The following is a 15218-nucleotide window of genomic DNA, read 5'->3' on the forward strand; positions in this document are numbered from 1 at the left end:
GCGTGGGTCAGCCGCAGCGCAGGTTGGCGGGCAGCCCGGCCGCCCAGCTCGGGTCGGGCTCTTCGGCGTTCGCCGCCACGGCACCCTCGGAGACGGGGACGCTGGTGTCACCGGCACCGTTGGCGGGCTCCAGCTGGCCGTCGACGACCTGCACGTCGAAGACCGGGTTGACCTCGAGCTCGAGGATCTCGGGCCAGCCCCAGAAGAGCTCGGCGCCGCGCGCGACGGCCTGCCCCTCCTGGAGCTCCTCGACGCCCTCCTCGGCCAGCAGGACCTCGCCGGTCGCCTCCCAGACACCCTGCAGCAGGGCGTCGACGGACGCCGCGGTGACGAAGTCGTCGCGCTGGTCCTCCGGCAGCTCCTCGGCCGCCACCGCCGACTGTGCCCGCACCCGCTCGTAGGCGGCGCCCGGCTCCACGTCGTACTCGTCGGCGATCTGCTGGGCCACCTCGCTGAGGGTCAGCAGGTTGAGCGACGCCTGGCGCGCCATCTTCATCGGCAGCGTCTGGCCGGCCTCCTCCAGCTGGGCCTCCGAGCTGGTGCAGAGCGCGCGGGCGACTCCGTCGACCTCGGCGACCGTGATCTCCGCGTCGCCGACCCGGGCCGCCGTCTGGGCGTCGTCGACACCGCAGCTCGAGAGCAGCACGGCGGCGGCCGCGACGGTGACGGTACGACGGAAGCGGAACGGGCTCACTTGTTCTCCTCGGTGAAGCGTGGCATCAGCTGGTCGGGGCGGGTGCGGCGGGCGACGGGTCGATGATCTGGTCGATGACTCCGTGGGCCCATTGAAGCAGGGCGATGCCGGACCCGTTCGCCGACCCGAGCGGACGCGGCACCATCAGGGCGTCCACCTGGCTGTGCAGCTTGCCCTTCGGGTAGAGCCGCTGCAGCCGCACCTGCCGTGAGTCGGGCAGGGTGACCGGGGCGAACCGGACGTTCTTGCCGGAGAGGCCGATCTCGGTGAGACCCGCCCGGCGGGCCCGCGCGCGGAAGCGGGCCACCACCAGCAGGGTCTCGACCACCTCGGGCGGCGGGCCGTAGCGGTCGACCAGCTCCTCGCGGATCTCGTCGACGTCGGCGTCACCGCGCACCTCCGAGAGCCGCTTGTACATCTCCAGCCGGAGCCGTTCGGACGGCACGTAGTCGTGCGGCAGGTGGGCATCGACCGGGAGCTCGATGCGGACCTCGTCCACCTCGTCGCTCTCCTCCCCGCGGAACTCGCTGACCGCCTCGCCCACCAGCCGGACGTAGAGGTCGAAGCCGACGTCGGCGATGTGCCCGGACTGCTCACCGCCCAGCAGGTTGCCGGCGCCGCGGATCTCGAGGTCCTTCATCGCGATCGCCATGCCGCCGCCCAGGTCGGAGTGCTGGGCCAGGGTGGCGAGCCGCTCGTGGGCCGTCTCGGTCAGCGGCTTCTCCGACGGGTAGAGGAAGTAGGCGTAGGCGCGCTCGCGCGAACGGCCCACCCGCCCGCGCAGCTGGTGCAGCTGGGAGAGCCCGAGGGTGTCGGAGCGCTCGATGATCATCGTGTTGGCGTTGGAGACGTCGAGGCCCGACTCGACCAGCGTGGTGCAGACCAGGACGTCGAACTTCTTCTCCCAGAAGTCGAGCATCACCTGCTCGAGCTGCTTCTCCCCCATCTGGCCGTGGGCGGTGGCCACCCGGGCCTCCGGGACGAGCTCGCGCAGCTTGGCGGCGGCCTTCTCGATCGACTGCACCCGGTTGTGGATGTAGAAGACCTGGCCGTCGCGGAGCAGCTCGCGCCGCACCGCGGCGACGACCGTCCGGTCCTCGTAGGCACCGACGTAGGTCAGCACCGGGTGCCGCTCCTCCGGCGGGGTGGTGATGGTGGACATCTCCCGGATCCCGGTGACCGCCATCTCCAGGGTCCGCGGGATCGGCGTGGCGCTCATGGCGAGCACGTCCACCGAGGTGCGCAGCTGCTTCATCCGCTCCTTGTGCTCGACGCCGAAGCGCTGCTCCTCGTCGACGATGATCAGGCCGAGGTCCTTGAAGCGGACGTCCTTGCCGAGCAGCCGGTGGGTGCCGACGACGATGTCGATGCTGCCGTCGGCCATCCCCGCCATCACCTCCTTGGCCTCCTTGTCGCTCTGGAAGCGGCTCAGCGCCCTGAGCACCACCGGGAACCCGCTCATCCGCTCGGTGAAGGTGCTCAGGTGCTGGGTGACCAGCAGGGTCGTGGGCACCAGCACCGCGACCTGCTTGCCCTCCTGGACGGCCTTGAAGGCGGCGCGGACGGCGATCTCGGTCTTGCCGTAGCCCACGTCACCGCAGATCAGGCGGTCCATCGGGACGGTGCGGCGCATGTCGGCCTTGACCTCGTCGACCGTGGTCAGCTGGTCGGGGGTCTCGGCGAACGGGAAGGCGTCCTCCAGCTCGCGCTGCCACGGGGTGTCCGGCCCGTAGGCGTAGCCCTGGGTCGCCTGGCGGGCGGCGTAGAGCTTGATCAGCTCGGCGGCGATCTCGCGCACGGCCTTGCGGGCCTTGTTCTTCCGCTTCGTCCAGTCGGCGCCGCCGAGCCGGTCCAGGCTCGGCTGCTCGCCGCCGACGTAGCGGGTGACCTGGTCGAGGGTGTCGGCCGGCACGTAGAGCCGGTCCGGCGGGGCCCCCCGCTTGGAGGCGCCGTACTCGAGCACGAGGTACTCCCGGACGGCTCCCTGCACGGTGCGCTGCTTCATCTCGATGAAGCGCCCCACGCCGTGCTTCTCGTGGACCACGTAGTCGCCGGTCTTGAGCTCGAGGGGGTCGATCTGCTTCTTGCGCCGCGCCGGCATCCGGCGCATGTCGCGGGTCGAGGACTTCTGGCCCGAGAGGTCCTCGGAGGTCAGCAGCACGAGCCTGCGGTCGGGGTCGGTGAAGCCGTGGTCCAGCGGACCGCAGGTCACGGTGACCACCCCCGGGCCCGCGGGCGGGTCGTCGGGACCGACCAGCCGGGCCGGCACGTCGTGCTCGCCGAGCACCTCGACCAGCCGCTGCGCCGGGCCGTGGCCCGGATACATGACCACGACCTGGTGGTCCTGGGCCAGCCACCCCTGGATGTCGCGGAGCGCCCGCTCCAGGTCGCCGCGGTAGCTCTCGACGGGCTGGGCGGAGAGGGTGCGCGACTCGACCGCCCCGATCCGCACGTCGAGGTCGAGCTCCGCCAGCTCGGCGGAGTCCCCCAGCCCGAAGGGGCTCATCGACCACCAGGGCATCCCGCGCCCGAGGGTGTGCTCGCGCACCTCGGCGACCTCGTGGTAGGAGGCGATGGAGAGGTCGATGGGGGCCGACCCGCCCCCCGCCGCGGCCGCCCAGCTCGCCCCGAGGAACTCCTCGCTGGTGGCCACGAGGTCGTGCGCGCGGGTGCGCACCCGCTCGGGGTCCAGCACCAGCACGTGGCTCTCGGCCGGCAGCAGGTCGACCAGGAGCTCCATCTCGTCGACGAGCACCGGGGCCAGCGACTCCATGCCCTCCACTGCCATCCCGGCGGCCATCTTGTCGGTCATCTCCAGCAGCTGGGGATGCGCGCGACCCAGCTCGGCGGCCCGGGCGCGGACCTCGTCGGTCAGCAGCAGCTCGCGGCACGGCGGCGCCCACAGCCGCGGGACCTCGGCCATGGTGCGCTGGTCGGCGACGGAGAAGCTGCGGATCTCCTCGACGTCGTCGCCCCAGAACTCGACCCGCAGCGGGTGCTCCTCGGTCGGGGGGAAGACGTCGACGATGCCGCCGCGGACCGCGAACTCACCACGTCGCTCGACCAGGTCGACCCGGGAGTACGCCGCGTCGGCGAGGCCGCGCACCACCTCCTCCAGCGACGCCTGTTCCCCCTTGACGAGCTCGACCGGCACCAGGTCGGCCAACCCCTTGACCTGCGGCTGCAGGACCGAGCGGATGGGCGCGACGACCACCGAGAGGGGACCGTTGCTGGCGTCCTGGCCGGGGTGCGCCAGGCGTCGCAGCACCGCCAGGCGACGTCCCACGGTGTCGCTGCGAGGACTGAGCCGCTCGTGGGGCAGCGTCTCCCACGACGGGTAGTGGGCCACCCGGGAGGGGTCGACCACCGCGCCCAGGGCGGCGGACAGGTCCTCGGCCTCCCGGGTCGTGGCGGTGACGACCAGCACGAACCGGCCGGCGTCGACCAGCCCACGCACCACGAAGGGGCGCAGCGCGGCCGGACCGGTCAGGTCCAGGGTGCGCAGCGCGCCGTCCTTGGCATCGGCCATGGACTCCGCGAGGACCGGATCCGCCAGGACGGCGTGGGCGAGCGAGGTGAGCGTGGAGCCAGAGCTCACGAAGGGGCCTTCCGACGACGGACAACACGTGAAACCCCCGGGACGCGTCGCGGCCGGGTGGTGTCTCGAGTCTACGTCGCCGTGCCGGAGCCGGCTCGGGTGCTCAGGCGGTGACCGGCGTACGCCGGGTGCGCGCGCCGGCCGGCTCGCACTCGCAGCTGTCGGAGCACGGCAGGTAGACGTGCAGCGCGTGCCCGCAGGCGGTGCACGGCCGGTCGTGCGAGAGGTGGCTGGTGCCCGAGGTGTCGACGGTGTCCCACATTCCTCCACGGTGACCCGGGACGGGGCGCAGCGTGGCCGTTCGGCCGAGACCAGCCCGGAAATGGCCCGTTCGGACTACGCCGACCACCCCACCTGGTTTGGCGATACCCAGCATCGGGTAGGACTGGCGCGGCAGCTCTCGGGGGCGGCCACACGACTTCGTGGGATCCAGACCCACGTCCATCAGAAGGGAACATCGGGGAATGAAGACCACCCGCCTCATCGCAGGCATCACCACCGCCGGCCTCCTCGGCCTCAGCCCGCTCGCGCTGAGCGCACCGGCGAACGCCACCGAGAACCTGACCACCGCCATCGTCCTCGAGAGCTCCGACCCCGCCGTGGTCAAGGGCGAGGAGGCCTGGATCACCGGTTCGGTCACGGACTCGCAGGGCTCCTCGGTCTACAAGGGGACCGTCACCCTCTACGCCATGAGCTCGAAGGACGCCGACTTCGTGCCGGTGGAGACCGTCACCTCAGGTGGCTACCTCTCCTTCCGCCACAAGCCGCAGAGCAACACCGTCTACCGGGCGGTCTACTCGGGCTACACGGCCGCGAGCACCTACGAGGACACCTACGCGCTCAGCCAGTCCGGCGACCTGGGCATGGCGGTCCAGCGCAAGGTCACCATCAAGACCAACAAGCTGATGCTGACCGGCAAGATCACGCCGGACTACAAGAAGAAGAAGGTCGTCCTCAAGCGGCTCAAGGGCAAGAACAAGTCCGTGAAGTGGCGCACCGTGAAGACCAACAAGAAGGGCGTCTTCAAGGTGAAGGCCCCCAACAAGCGCGGCTTCCGGTTCAGCGTGACCGTGCCGAGCGACAAGCACTACACCGGCTGGACGAACCCGTACATCGTCCGCTGACGCACAGCTGAGAACCACCGCGACAGCCGCGGTCCCGCATCACGGGGCCGCGGCTGTCGGCGTTCGGTGCCTCAGTCCGTCCCGTGGCGGCGGACGAAGTCGACGATCGACTCGGCCAGCTCGGGGCGGCAGACGATGAGGTCGGGGAGCGAGACGTCGTCCTTGTTGTAGACCAGCTCGGAGCCGTCGACCCGGGAGCAGAAGAGCCCGGCGGCCCTGGCCACCGCGACCGGGGCGGCGTTGTCCCACTCGTACTGACCACCGGCGTGCACGTAGGCGTCCGCGACGTCGCGGACCACGCTCATCACCTTCACGCCGGCCGAGCCCATCGGCACCAGGACGGCGTCCAGCTCCGCGGCCAGCGCCTCGACGAAGGCCGGGGGGCGCGACCGCGAGACCGCGATCCGCGGCTTCTCGGACGTGCGCGGCGGCACCACCGAGGGGATCCCGGTGTTGAAGGTCTCTCCCAGCGCGGGCTGGGCCACCGCGCCCGCGACCAGCTTGCCCGACTGCCACAGCGCCACGTGCACCGCCCAGTCGTCGCGGGGCGGCTCGGAGAACTCCCGGGTGCCGTCCAGGGGGTCGATGATCCAGACCCGCTCGGCCTCGAGGCGCGCCTTGTCGTCGGCGGCCTCCTCGGAGAGGACGGCGTCGTCGGGCCGGTACGCGGCCAGCAGCTCGGCGAGGATCGCCTGCGCGGCGGCGTCGCCCGCGTCCTTGAGGGCCTTGCCCTCCAGGCCCTGGGCCCGGACCGCCAGGAGGCGCTCGCCCGCCTGCTCGGCGGCCCACGTGGCGAAGGCATGGTCGTCGGAGAGGGCTGCGGCTGGGATCGGGGTCTCGTGGGTGGTCACGCCTCGCAGCCTCTCATGGCGCGGAACGGCATCGGCACTCCCGCGAGGCGCGTGCGCCCTCCACCAGCCCAGGGCAACCGACGAGTAAGTTGACCACCGATCATCATTTACCCAATTTTGGTGATACCCACGCTGTGTGAGGTGACACACGATGGATCCAGATGTCGGGGGGTCTGATGGTGGGGAAAAGCGTGCGGTCGGGGCACCCTGCACCGCGGACGGAGCAGGTCGGGCCTGAGGCCGCCGAGGCGGTCCGAGGGCTCCTGGAGATGGCTCCTCGGGGGTTGGCTCGCGGGTTCGACGCTCCGCGCGGAGAGTTCGCGCAGACGCTGCGGCTCGTCCGGGGACGCGAGGGGCTCCGGGTGCGCGCCGAGGGCCACAACCTGCGCTACTCGGCGATGGCCCTGCTGGGTCTGGGACGGCTGGGTGCGGCGCCGGCGCGCGACGTGCTGGGCGGCACGATGCTCGAGCAGCTGCTGGTCCGCACCGCGCACCTCGCGCTGGACCACCCCGACCCGGGCGCGGTGGCGCTGGTGGCCTGGGCGGAGGCGGAGGTCGGCCACACCTTCTCCGACAAGCTGTTCCGTCGGCTCGAAGAGGTCCTGGACACTGCCGACCCGCTGCCTACCGTGGACGTCGCGTGGATGCTCACCGCCGCGACCGCCGCGAGCCGGCTCGGCCACACCGGTGCCGTGAGCGAGCTCGCGGCCAAGAGGCTCCTGACCCACCGGGGCAGGACCGGGATCTACCCCCACCTGCTCCCCGCGGCCGCGCAGCCGCGGTGGCGGTCCCATGTCGGCAGCTTCGCCGACCAGGTGTACCCGTTGCAGGCCCTGGCGCGTGCCTCGGTGGCCGGGCGGCCGGAGTGGCTCGAGGCGGCGAACGGTACGGCGGCCACCCTCTGCGAGCTCCAGGGCGCCGAAGGCCAGTGGTGGTGGCACTACGACGCGCGCCACGGCACCGTCGTGGAGCGCTTCCCCGTCTACAGCGTGCACCAGCACGCGATGGCACCGATGGTCCTCTTCGACCTGCTCGAGGCCGGGGGCGCCGACCACCGTGCCTCCCTCGCGCGCGGCGTCGGATGGCTCGACCACCATCCCGAGGTGCTCGACGAGCTCGTCTCGCAGCGGTGGGGCCTGGTGTGGCGCAAGGTGGGGCGGCACGAGCCCCCCAAGGCGGCCAGAGCCCTGCACGCCGCCCTGTCGGCGGTCGTGCCCGCCGCGCGGGTCCCCGGCCTCGACCTCGTCCTGCCACCCCGGCGCATCGACCACGAGTGCCGGCCCTACGAGCTGGGCTGGCTGCTCTACGCCTGGCTCCCCTCCGGCGGCGACGATGAGTGAGCCCAGGACCCTCGGGCACCAGCAGCTCTTCGGCCTCGACGTCGACTCCCTGACCCTGGCCGAGACGGTCGCCCTGGCCGAGGACGCGGTGCGCACGCGCGAGCGACTCCTGATCGGCGTCGTCAACGCGGCGAAGGTCGTCAAGCTCACGGCCGACGAGCTGCTCCGCGACTCCCTCCTCACCTGCGACGTCCTGCTGGCCGACGGCCAGTCGGTCGTCTGGGCGAGCAGGGTCCTGGGCCGGCCGCTGCCCGAGCGCGTCGCCGGGATCGACCTGTTCGAGGCACTCCTCGGCCTGGCCGACCGGGAGCACCGGCGGGTCTACTTCCTGGGCGCCAGGCCGGAGGTGCTGGCGACCCTGGAGGAGGTGGTGGCGCGACGGTGGCCGGGGCTGGTGGTCGCGGGCAGCCGCGACGGCTACTTCGACGCCTCCCGGGCCCGTGAGGTGGCCGACGGGATCCGGCACTCGCAGGCCGACATGCTCTTCCTCGGGATGACGACCCCGCACAAGGAGATCTTCCTCGGGACCTACGGCCACGAGCTGGACGTCCCGGTGCTGCACGGGGTCGGGGGCTCCTTCGACGTGCTCGCGGGGCTCACCCGACGGGCTCCCGAACGCTGGCAGCGGGCGGGACTCGAGTGGGCCTACCGGGTCCGCCAGGAGCCACGCCGACTCTGGCGGCGCTACCTGGTCACCAACGCGGCGTTCGTCGGCCTGCTCGTGGCGGAGCGGATCCACCCGCGGTCGGCCTACCGCCGGCTCCACGTGCCGCGTCCTCGCGGCCCGAACTCCCACACACCCACACCGACACCGCACTGAGTGCGCAGAAGACGGGGGCAAGACGATGGATGAGGTCTTCAAGGGGCAGGTCGCGATCATCGGGCTGGGCTACATCGGGCTGCCGACGGCCGTCTCGCTCGCCGTGGGCGGGGTCGAGGTGATCGGAGTCGACGTCAACGAGAGCATCGTCGCCGCCGTGTCGAGGGGCGAGCTGCCGTTCATCGAGCCAGACCTGGCCATCGGGGTCAGCGGGGCGGTGTCGATGGGCCGGCTCACCGCCACCACCAAGACCCCCGACGCCGACGCCTACATCATCGCGGTGCCCACGCCGTTCAGGGACGACCACCTGGCCGACCTGAGCCACGTCCGTGCGGCGGTGGAGGAGATCGCTCCCCGGCTCAGGGGCGGAGAGGTCGTGGTGCTGGAGTCCACCTCTCCCCCCGGCACCACCGAGGGTGTCAGCAGGTGGCTCCAGGAGCTCCGCCCCGACCTGGTGGCACCTCACACCTCGGAAGGGGTGCCGGACTTCCACGTCGCCCACTGCCCCGAGCGGGTGCTCCCGGGCCGGATCATGGTGGAGATGATCACCAACGACCGCGTGGTGGGCGGCGTCACCCGACGCTGCGCCGCCAAGGCCGCCGCGATCTACCGGGTCTTCAGCAAGGGCGAGATCCACCTGACCGACGCCGCCAGCGCGGAGATGGCCAAGCTGGTGGAGAACGCCTACCGGGACGTCAACATCGCCTTCGCCAACGAGCTCTCCCTGATCAGCGAGGAGCTCAAGCTCGACGTGTGGGAGATCATCAAGATGGCCAACCACCACCCGCGGGTCGACATCCTGACTCCGGGGCCGGGGGTCGGCGGCCACTGCATCGCGGTGGACCCCTGGTTCATCGTGGGCGCCTCGCCCGGGCTCTCCCGGCTGATCCGGACCGCGCGCGAGGTCAACGACGGCAAGCCCCACCACGTGGCGTCCCAGGTCATCGCCAAGACCGAGCGGTTCCGCAACCCGACGGTCGCCTGCCTCGGGCTCGGCTACAAGGCCAACGTCGACGACCTGCGCGAGAGCCCCGCGATGGACATCGTCACCGACATCGCGGACGCACTGCCCGACCTGGACCTCAGGGTGGCGGAGCCGTTCATCGACCACCTGCCCGCCGCGCTGGACGGCCGGAGGCGGGTGCGGCTCCAACGGGTCCACGAGGCGATCGACGACGCCGACATCGTCGTGGTCCTGGTCGACCACGACCACTTCCGGTCGCTGAGCCGCTCCCGCCTCGAGGGCAAGGTGCTCTACGACACCCGCGGCATCTGGCGCTGAGGCAGGGCTCGCGCCCCGAGCAGACCGACACAGAGGAAGAGCAGCCCGGGCACCATGGGGAAGCCCAGCGCGTCGAAGGTCGCCATGCTCACGGCCGCCGCGGCGACCGCGGCGACGAGTGCGCGCGTCCGCGACCCGTCCTGCGGCTCCTGACGGCGGAGCGCCCGGAGGCCCGAGAGGACCGCGCCGCCCAGCAGGGCGAGGAAGGCCAGCGTCCCGAGGATGCCGATCTCGATCAGCATCCCGAGGTACTGGTTGTCGAGGATGCGGTACTGCGGGAGGAACGTGAAGAACCCGCGTCCCAGGACCGGGGAGCGGACGATGAACTCGCCGGCCAGGCTGTAGCTGTCGGTCCGTGACAGCACGCTGCCGTCGTCGGAGATCCCGGTGAAGAGCTTGAGCAGGGCGCCGAGCATGCCGGGGATGAGGACGTAGATCGACATCAGCAGGACGACGATCCAGGCGAGGCCGACGCGTCGCTGGTGGCCCGACCACCCCGTCGCCACGATGACCAGGGCCACCACGACGCAGACGATCGCGCTCCTGGAGATGCTGAGCGGGACCGCGACCGCGATGGCTGCCACCGGCCACCAGCGTCGAAGGCGCCCCGCCTGGCCGGAGCCCGCCATCGCCACGTGCAACGCCAGGGGCAGCGCCATGCTCAGGACCACACCGAACTCGAGCGGGTGCACCGCCGTCGCGGCGATCCGCGTGAAGCCCACCCGCTCCCCCACTCCGCCGATGTCTCCGTTGACGGAGAGCCCGGGGATCCTGATCCTGTCGACGAGCACGTCGCCGGTGAGGAACTGGAGGATCCCCAGCAGGGCGATCAGGCCGGACAGCACGGAGACCCGCCTCAGGACGGACTCCTCGGAGCTCGCCGACGCACCTACGGCGAGCCCGGTGACGACGACGCCCACCCAGGAGACGACCGAGAGCAGGCTCCGGTCGGCCGCGCTGAGCTCCGCGGAGCCCACCGCACCCGCCGCGGCGACGGAGTAGCTGACCAGGACGCAGGCGACGAAGACGGCCATCAGGACCATGACCGGCGCCCTGGTGACCTGCTGCACCTCCTGGGCGGGGCGGGGCAGAGCCAGTGCGCTCCAGACGAGTGCCAGGACGGCCAGACCCATGCCGAAGAGCTGGGCCGGCGTTCCCGCGGCTCCGAGGGGGGCGACCACGAGCGCGGAGGGCACGAGCAGGAGCAGCGTCACGTAGACGCGCAGGAGCAGGGCGCTGTCCCCCACCGCACGATCCGTCGTGGGGCGAAGGCGCGCCAAAGGCATCGCTAGCCCCGGTCGCCCGGTGCCGGAGGGCGCTGCTGCCGCCGCCGCCTCAGGTATGCGTCGAGCAGGGCCACCAGGCCGGCCGTGGCGACAAGCCCCCCGGACACCACCACCAGCAGCGTCCGCAGCTGGGACTTCCGGATCGTCTGCACGACCGGGTCCGCGGAGACCACCGAGGTCGTGATCAGCGCTGACGTCTCGACGTCGCTGGCCAGCTGGAGGTCCCGAAGGCTGGACTCCGCGATCGTCACCAGGGCGTCACGTGCCGCCAGCGCTCCTTGCTCGGTCACGTCCTCCACGACGACCAGCAGCAGCGGTCCGCTCGCGGTGGGGTCCTCCGTGACCGTGTACTCGGCGTCCCCGGCGATCTCCGCGACCTGCTTGGCCACGGGGTCGGCCTGCATGGTGCGCGCCAGCACGCTGTTGACCGAGTCCAGGCCGCTGAGGCTGAGGAAGGGGTTCTTCACCTCGGCCTCGGTGGAGACGGGAGGCAGCAGCACCAGGAGCGCCCGCGCCTCGTAGCGCACGGGAACGAGGTTGACCACGCCGGCGACGGCGACCGCGGTGATCACGAGCCCCAGCAGCGTCGCGTACCAACGTCGCGCCAGCGCCCGGAGCAGAGCCCCTACGGTCATCGCCGCCCCATCCCCCTGGAGACGCGTAGCCCGTCTCACGGTCTCACCAGCTGCCGATCGCATATCCTAACGGCTTCGCCGGGGGGCAGGATGGGACTCGATGGGCCGGACCGAGTGGGTGACCGACGTCAGGCGCCACCTCCACCGAGCGGGTCGCGGCGGAGCGGTGCCGCTCGTCGGCGCCCTCCTGCTCAGCCTGCTGGTCGGCTGGGCGGTGATGAGCCCGCCCGGGGTCTACTTCGGTCAGTCCACGGTGCTCCTCGTCCCGCCCGGCCGTCCGCCCGGACCCACGCTCCTGCCCCCACGGATGAACAGCGCCATCGAGGTCGCCGGGATGGTCGCTCGCTCGGTCGGCGGGTCGGAGGGCTTCGTCGACATCTCGCCCGAGGTGACGCTCCTGGACCAGGGCGTCCGCCAGGGGTGGTCCGTCCAGCAGCCCTCCGAGGGGAGCCAGTGGCAGCGTCTCTACGACCAGCCCACCCTCGAGGTGCAGGCGGTGGCCGGCACCCCGGAGGAGGTCCGGCTCCTGATCGAGGAGGCCGAGACCCGGGTCCGGACCACTCTCGCGTCGTGGGAGACCGAGGCGGGCGTCCCGCCGGGTGACCGGATCGAGGTGGTGAGCGACCCCGGACCCACCGGCGTGACCTTCCACGACGGCGATCCCGTGCGCACCCTGGCCGGCTGGCTCGGAGCCTCGGCCCTGTTCGTGCTGCTCGCCCTCCATCTCAGCCGGCGCCCGGGCCCGGGTCGCCGGGCCCCTTCACCGCCTTCGCCCGCAACCGTCGCTTGAGCTGCTGCGCCGCGTCCCCTCGAGCCCATCGGGACCTGGCCGCCCGCGACCTGAGCGCGTCGAGCCCGACGACCAGGCGCATCAGTCGCCCTCGGGGTCGCCGGCTGAAGATGGTCACGTCGGTGGCCAGCACCTGACGCGTGGCGAAGCGCTCCTTGTAGGCGGCGTCCCCGAAGCCCAGGTCGATCTCGTCGATCCCCGGGTCGCCGCAGCAGTCCTGGATCATCTGACCGAAGGCGTAGCTGCCCAGGCGATCCTTCGCGAAGGCGGAGTCGTATGCGGTGGCCTGGGCGAAGAACGTCCGTCCCACCACAAAACCCCACCAGTAGGAGACGGGTGTCCCGTCGACCAGCACGAGCCACGAGCGCAGGGCGCCGCGCTCCGCCCCCCAGGCCAGCACCGCGTCGCGGGTGACGGCGGGCATCTCCTCGATGCCCAGCCCGGCCTGGTAGGAGCCGGCGTCCACGCACGCCAGGGCGGCCCTCAGCTCAGCCAGGTCGTCGGGTCCCAGGAGACGACGCAGCGAGAGCCTCTCCCCGAACCTGCGCTCCGGCCTGGACCGGTGGTAGCGGAAGTCCTTCCGGGTCTTCGAGGGCAGGCGCCCGAGCCACTCCTCCCAGTCGCCCCGCACCTCGATGAGCCACTTGCCGGTGGGGGCCGAGACGCTCAGCCTCCCCGGACCGAGGAGGCGCTCGGCGGCGGGAACGAACGGCGAGTGCTCCGGCATCTTGGGCGCCACCACCGCGTCCAGGCCTCGGTCGTCGAGGACCGCCAGCAGAGCCGCGACGACGTGCTGCCAGTCGTGCTGGCTGCGCGCACCCAGCACCCCGTCGAAGGAGAGGACCAGGGCACGGCCGGTCGTCCTCGCAACCCGGCGATAGCCGAGTCGCACGGAGACGGTGGTGCTGGCGATCCGGCCGACGACGAGCAGCGTGCCCCCCTCCTGACGCGGGAGGGACAGGACACACGGGGACTCGGTGCCCGGGAGGCTCCGGACCAGGGTGGCGAAGTAGCCGGGATCCGTCTCCGGGCCGGTGGGGCCCGCGGCGAGCCACTCGGTCTCGAGGCCGGCGAGCTCGGCGAGATCGGTGACCGCACGACCCCGCGCGAGCGCCCCGGGGAGCGCACCGTCTGGTTCGACCGGGAAAGCCATGGCACCTCCGGCCAGTGCGCTGCTCCGACGACCGAAGTCTAGGGGTGTCACGCCCTCACGCGCGCCGTTCAGTGAGGCGAACCCCCGAGCGGTCGCCCAGCCGCGCGCTAGATTCGGAGGTCCAGGGAAGGGCGTACTCAGTGGTGGGGGGCGCCGACGGGTTCGGAGTGCTCCCCGACCAGAGTCGCGTCACTCGTCGGCACCGGCGCCCCAACCCCGAAAGCAGGGCCTCATGCCCACCTCCCTCTCTTCGTCCGGCACGAATCGGCCCCGGCAGCTCACGATCACCTCCCTCGCCGTCGCGGTGCTGGCCGCCGCGGCGACCCTCGTCCCCGCCGGGCCGAGCACGTCCGCCCCCGACTCCGAGACGGTCGGCCTCTTCTCCGAGGGCACCCCCTCCGCCGTGGTGGCGGACGACGACCGCAACGCGGTCGAGCTGGGGACGAGGTTCACCTCCTCCCGCGACGCGGAGGTCGTCGGCGCCCAGGTGTACAAGGGGGCCCGCGCCTCCTCGGTCACGCCGACGTCGGCCTCGCTGTGGAACAGCAACGGGCGTCGCCTGGCCCGGGTCGACCTGCCTGCCACGACGGGCTCGAGATGGGTCACGGCCGTGTTCTCCGAGCCGGTCGCGATCGCGGCCGACAAGACCTACACCGTCTCCGTCTACGCGCCGCGCGGCCGCTACGCCGCCACCCGGCAGGGCTTCGCGAACACCGTGAGGCGCGCCGGGCTGACCGCGCCCGGCGGGGGCGCGAACGGCGTCTACCGCTACGGCTCCACCTCCCGCTTCCCGGAGCAGACCTTCGACTCGACCAACTACTGGGTCGACGTGCTGGTGGACGTCACGGTGGACGACGAGAGCACGGACAAGCCGTCGGCACCGCCGAGCCAGGCGGGGGCCTTCCCGTCCGCGGCCGACACCGGCGCCAGCGGTCCCCTCGAGGTGCGCAACGGCGGCCTGACCGTCACCAACGACGGTGCGGTGATCGAGAACCGCGAGATCCGCGGCCCGCTCCTCATCCGGGCGAACAACGTCACCGTGCGCAACGTCAAGGTGGTCTCGGACGGCTTCTGGGTCCTCTACAACTACGGCAGGAGACTGACGGTCGAGGACTCCACGCTCCGCGGCGGCCCCGACACGCAGGCCTCGATCGCGGGCGCGAGCTGGGTCGGCCGGCGCCTCGACCTGAGCGGCGCCGGGGACGGCGCCAAGATGGACGCCAATACCGAGATCTACGACAGCTACGTCCACGACCTCTCCGACCTGCCCTCGGCGCACAACGACGGGCTCGAGGTCACCGACGCGGTGAACGCCCGGGTCGTGCACAACACGGTGCTCAACGACCACGACCAGACCAGCGCCATCCTGCTCAGCGAGTTCGGCAGCAACCCCGACACCAACGTCCTGGTGAAGGACAACTACTTCGCCGGCGGCGGCTTCACCCTGTACGGCGGCGCACCCGACACCGCGCGCGGCCACCGGGTGGTCGACAACCAGTTCAGCACCCGGTACTTCCCGCGCTCCGGCTTCTACGGCCCCGTCGCCTACTGGAGGTCGGCCGGGAACACCTGGTCGGGCAACGTGTGGGCCGACGGGCCCAGGGCGGGCGACCCGGTCAACCCGTGACCTGACCGGACGCCGCCC

At 71.9% G+C, this 15218-nt stretch carries 13 protein-coding genes; 6 read left to right on the forward strand and 7 right to left on the reverse strand.

Translation table 11 applies throughout. From position 1 onward, the window contains the following. Positions 1 to 7: 7 nt before the first annotated feature. The 3 genes from AC3X7R_RS01070 to AC3X7R_RS01080 form a co-directional block, all read right to left on the reverse strand. Positions 8 to 694 (reverse strand): hypothetical protein, encoded by a 687-nt coding sequence (locus AC3X7R_RS01070; RefSeq protein WP_489963692.1) that lies wholly within the window; start codon positions 692 to 694, stop codon positions 8 to 10. Positions 695 to 719: 25 nt separating this feature from the next. Further along, positions 720 to 4223, reverse strand: a complete 3504-nt coding sequence (gene mfd / locus AC3X7R_RS01075) for a transcription-repair coupling factor (RefSeq protein ID WP_489964300.1) — start codon at positions 4221 to 4223, stop codon at positions 720 to 722. Between the two features lie 172 nt (positions 4224 to 4395). Next, positions 4396 to 4554 carry a hypothetical protein gene (locus tag AC3X7R_RS01080; protein WP_489963693.1) on the reverse strand — a complete coding sequence of 53 codons (159 nt, stop codon included), beginning with the start codon at positions 4552 to 4554 and terminating at the stop codon, positions 4396 to 4398. Positions 4555 to 4756: 202 nt separating this feature from the next. Here AC3X7R_RS01080 and AC3X7R_RS01085 point away from each other — a divergent pair, with 202 nt between their 5' ends. Continuing rightward, the gene (locus AC3X7R_RS01085; protein ID WP_489963694.1) at positions 4757 to 5416 is read left to right on the forward strand and encodes a hypothetical protein; all 660 of its coding nucleotides are present in this window, start codon (positions 4757 to 4759) and stop codon (positions 5414 to 5416) included. A 71-nt stretch (positions 5417 to 5487) separates the two neighbouring features. Here AC3X7R_RS01085 and AC3X7R_RS01090 read toward each other — a convergent pair whose 3' ends face one another. Next, positions 5488 to 6267, reverse strand: a complete 780-nt coding sequence (locus AC3X7R_RS01090) for a 3'(2'),5'-bisphosphate nucleotidase CysQ (RefSeq protein WP_489963695.1) — start codon at positions 6265 to 6267, stop codon at positions 5488 to 5490. A gap of 269 nt (positions 6268 to 6536) precedes the next feature. On the opposite strand from AC3X7R_RS01090, the gene AC3X7R_RS01095 reads away from it, so the two are divergent. From AC3X7R_RS01095 to wecC, 3 genes are read left to right on the forward strand one after another with little or no spacing between them, the layout of a single operon-like run. After that, on the forward strand, positions 6537 to 7607 hold the full coding sequence (locus tag AC3X7R_RS01095; RefSeq protein ID WP_489963696.1) for a hypothetical protein: 1071 nt from the start codon (positions 6537 to 6539) through the stop codon (positions 7605 to 7607). Further along, complete coding sequence (locus AC3X7R_RS01100) at positions 7600 to 8427, forward strand: WecB/TagA/CpsF family glycosyltransferase (protein ID WP_489963697.1); 828 nt, start codon at positions 7600 to 7602, stop codon at positions 8425 to 8427. Before AC3X7R_RS01095 ends, AC3X7R_RS01100 begins: the two co-directional genes overlap by 8 nt. Positions 8428 to 8452: 25 nt before the next feature. Then, a complete protein-coding gene (gene wecC, locus AC3X7R_RS01105; protein ID WP_489963698.1) occupies positions 8453 to 9709 on the forward strand; it encodes a UDP-N-acetyl-D-mannosamine dehydrogenase in 1257 nt (418 codons plus the stop codon). On the opposite strand, the gene AC3X7R_RS01110 is transcribed toward wecC, so the two are convergent. After that, complete coding sequence (locus AC3X7R_RS01110; RefSeq protein ID WP_489963699.1) at positions 9682 to 10956, reverse strand: O-antigen ligase family protein; 1275 nt, start codon at positions 10954 to 10956, stop codon at positions 9682 to 9684. The two genes, wecC and AC3X7R_RS01110, sit on opposite strands and share 28 nt — an antisense overlap. 41 nt (positions 10957 to 10997) lie before the next feature. After that, a complete protein-coding gene (locus AC3X7R_RS01115) occupies positions 10998 to 11630 on the reverse strand; it encodes a hypothetical protein (RefSeq protein ID WP_489963700.1) in 633 nt (210 codons plus the stop codon). Between the two features lie 100 nt (positions 11631 to 11730). Here AC3X7R_RS01115 and AC3X7R_RS01120 point away from each other — a divergent pair, with 100 nt between their 5' ends. Beyond that, complete coding sequence (locus AC3X7R_RS01120; RefSeq protein WP_489963701.1) at positions 11731 to 12420, forward strand: hypothetical protein; 690 nt, start codon at positions 11731 to 11733, stop codon at positions 12418 to 12420. Here the strand turns inward: AC3X7R_RS01120 and AC3X7R_RS01125 are convergent. Beyond that, positions 12356 to 13573: a GNAT family N-acetyltransferase gene (locus tag AC3X7R_RS01125; RefSeq protein ID WP_489963702.1), complete on the reverse strand. Its 1218-nt coding sequence runs from the start codon at positions 13571 to 13573 to the stop codon at positions 12356 to 12358. The genes AC3X7R_RS01120 and AC3X7R_RS01125 overlap by 65 nt on opposite strands. A gap of 232 nt (positions 13574 to 13805) precedes the next feature. On the opposite strand from AC3X7R_RS01125, the gene AC3X7R_RS01130 reads away from it, so the two are divergent. Next, complete coding sequence (locus AC3X7R_RS01130) at positions 13806 to 15200, forward strand: DUF4082 domain-containing protein (RefSeq protein ID WP_489963703.1); 1395 nt, start codon at positions 13806 to 13808, stop codon at positions 15198 to 15200. Positions 15201 to 15218 lie beyond the last annotated feature (18 nt).

The sequence above is a fragment of the Nocardioides sp. Z22_16 genome, from assembly GCF_058134365.1.

What these genes read in the sequence shown, in the direction of transcription:
- AC3X7R_RS01095 (WP_489963696.1), top strand. Translation starts at nt 6,537, where the DNA reads ATGGCTCCTCGGGGGTTGGCTCGCGGGTTCGACGCTCCGCGCGGAGAG.
- AC3X7R_RS01125 (WP_489963702.1), bottom strand. Translation starts at nt 13,573, where the DNA reads ATGGCTTTCCCGGTCGAACCAGACGGTGCGCTCCCCGGGGCGCTCGCG.
- wecC (WP_489963698.1), top strand. Translation starts at nt 8,453, where the DNA reads ATGGATGAGGTCTTCAAGGGGCAGGTCGCGATCATCGGGCTGGGCTAC.
- mfd (WP_489964300.1), bottom strand. Translation starts at nt 4,223, where the DNA reads ATGGCCGATGCCAAGGACGGCGCGCTGCGCACCCTGGACCTGACCGGT.
- AC3X7R_RS01080 (WP_489963693.1), bottom strand. Translation starts at nt 4,554, where the DNA reads ATGTGGGACACCGTCGACACCTCGGGCACCAGCCACCTCTCGCACGAC.
- AC3X7R_RS01120 (WP_489963701.1), top strand. Translation starts at nt 11,731, where the DNA reads ATGGGCCGGACCGAGTGGGTGACCGACGTCAGGCGCCACCTCCACCGA.
- AC3X7R_RS01085 (WP_489963694.1), top strand. Translation starts at nt 4,757, where the DNA reads ATGAAGACCACCCGCCTCATCGCAGGCATCACCACCGCCGGCCTCCTC.
- AC3X7R_RS01130 (WP_489963703.1), top strand. Translation starts at nt 13,806, where the DNA reads ATGCCCACCTCCCTCTCTTCGTCCGGCACGAATCGGCCCCGGCAGCTC.
- AC3X7R_RS01100 (WP_489963697.1), top strand. Translation starts at nt 7,600, where the DNA reads ATGAGTGAGCCCAGGACCCTCGGGCACCAGCAGCTCTTCGGCCTCGAC.
- AC3X7R_RS01115 (WP_489963700.1), bottom strand. Translation starts at nt 11,630, where the DNA reads ATGACCGTAGGGGCTCTGCTCCGGGCGCTGGCGCGACGTTGGTACGCG.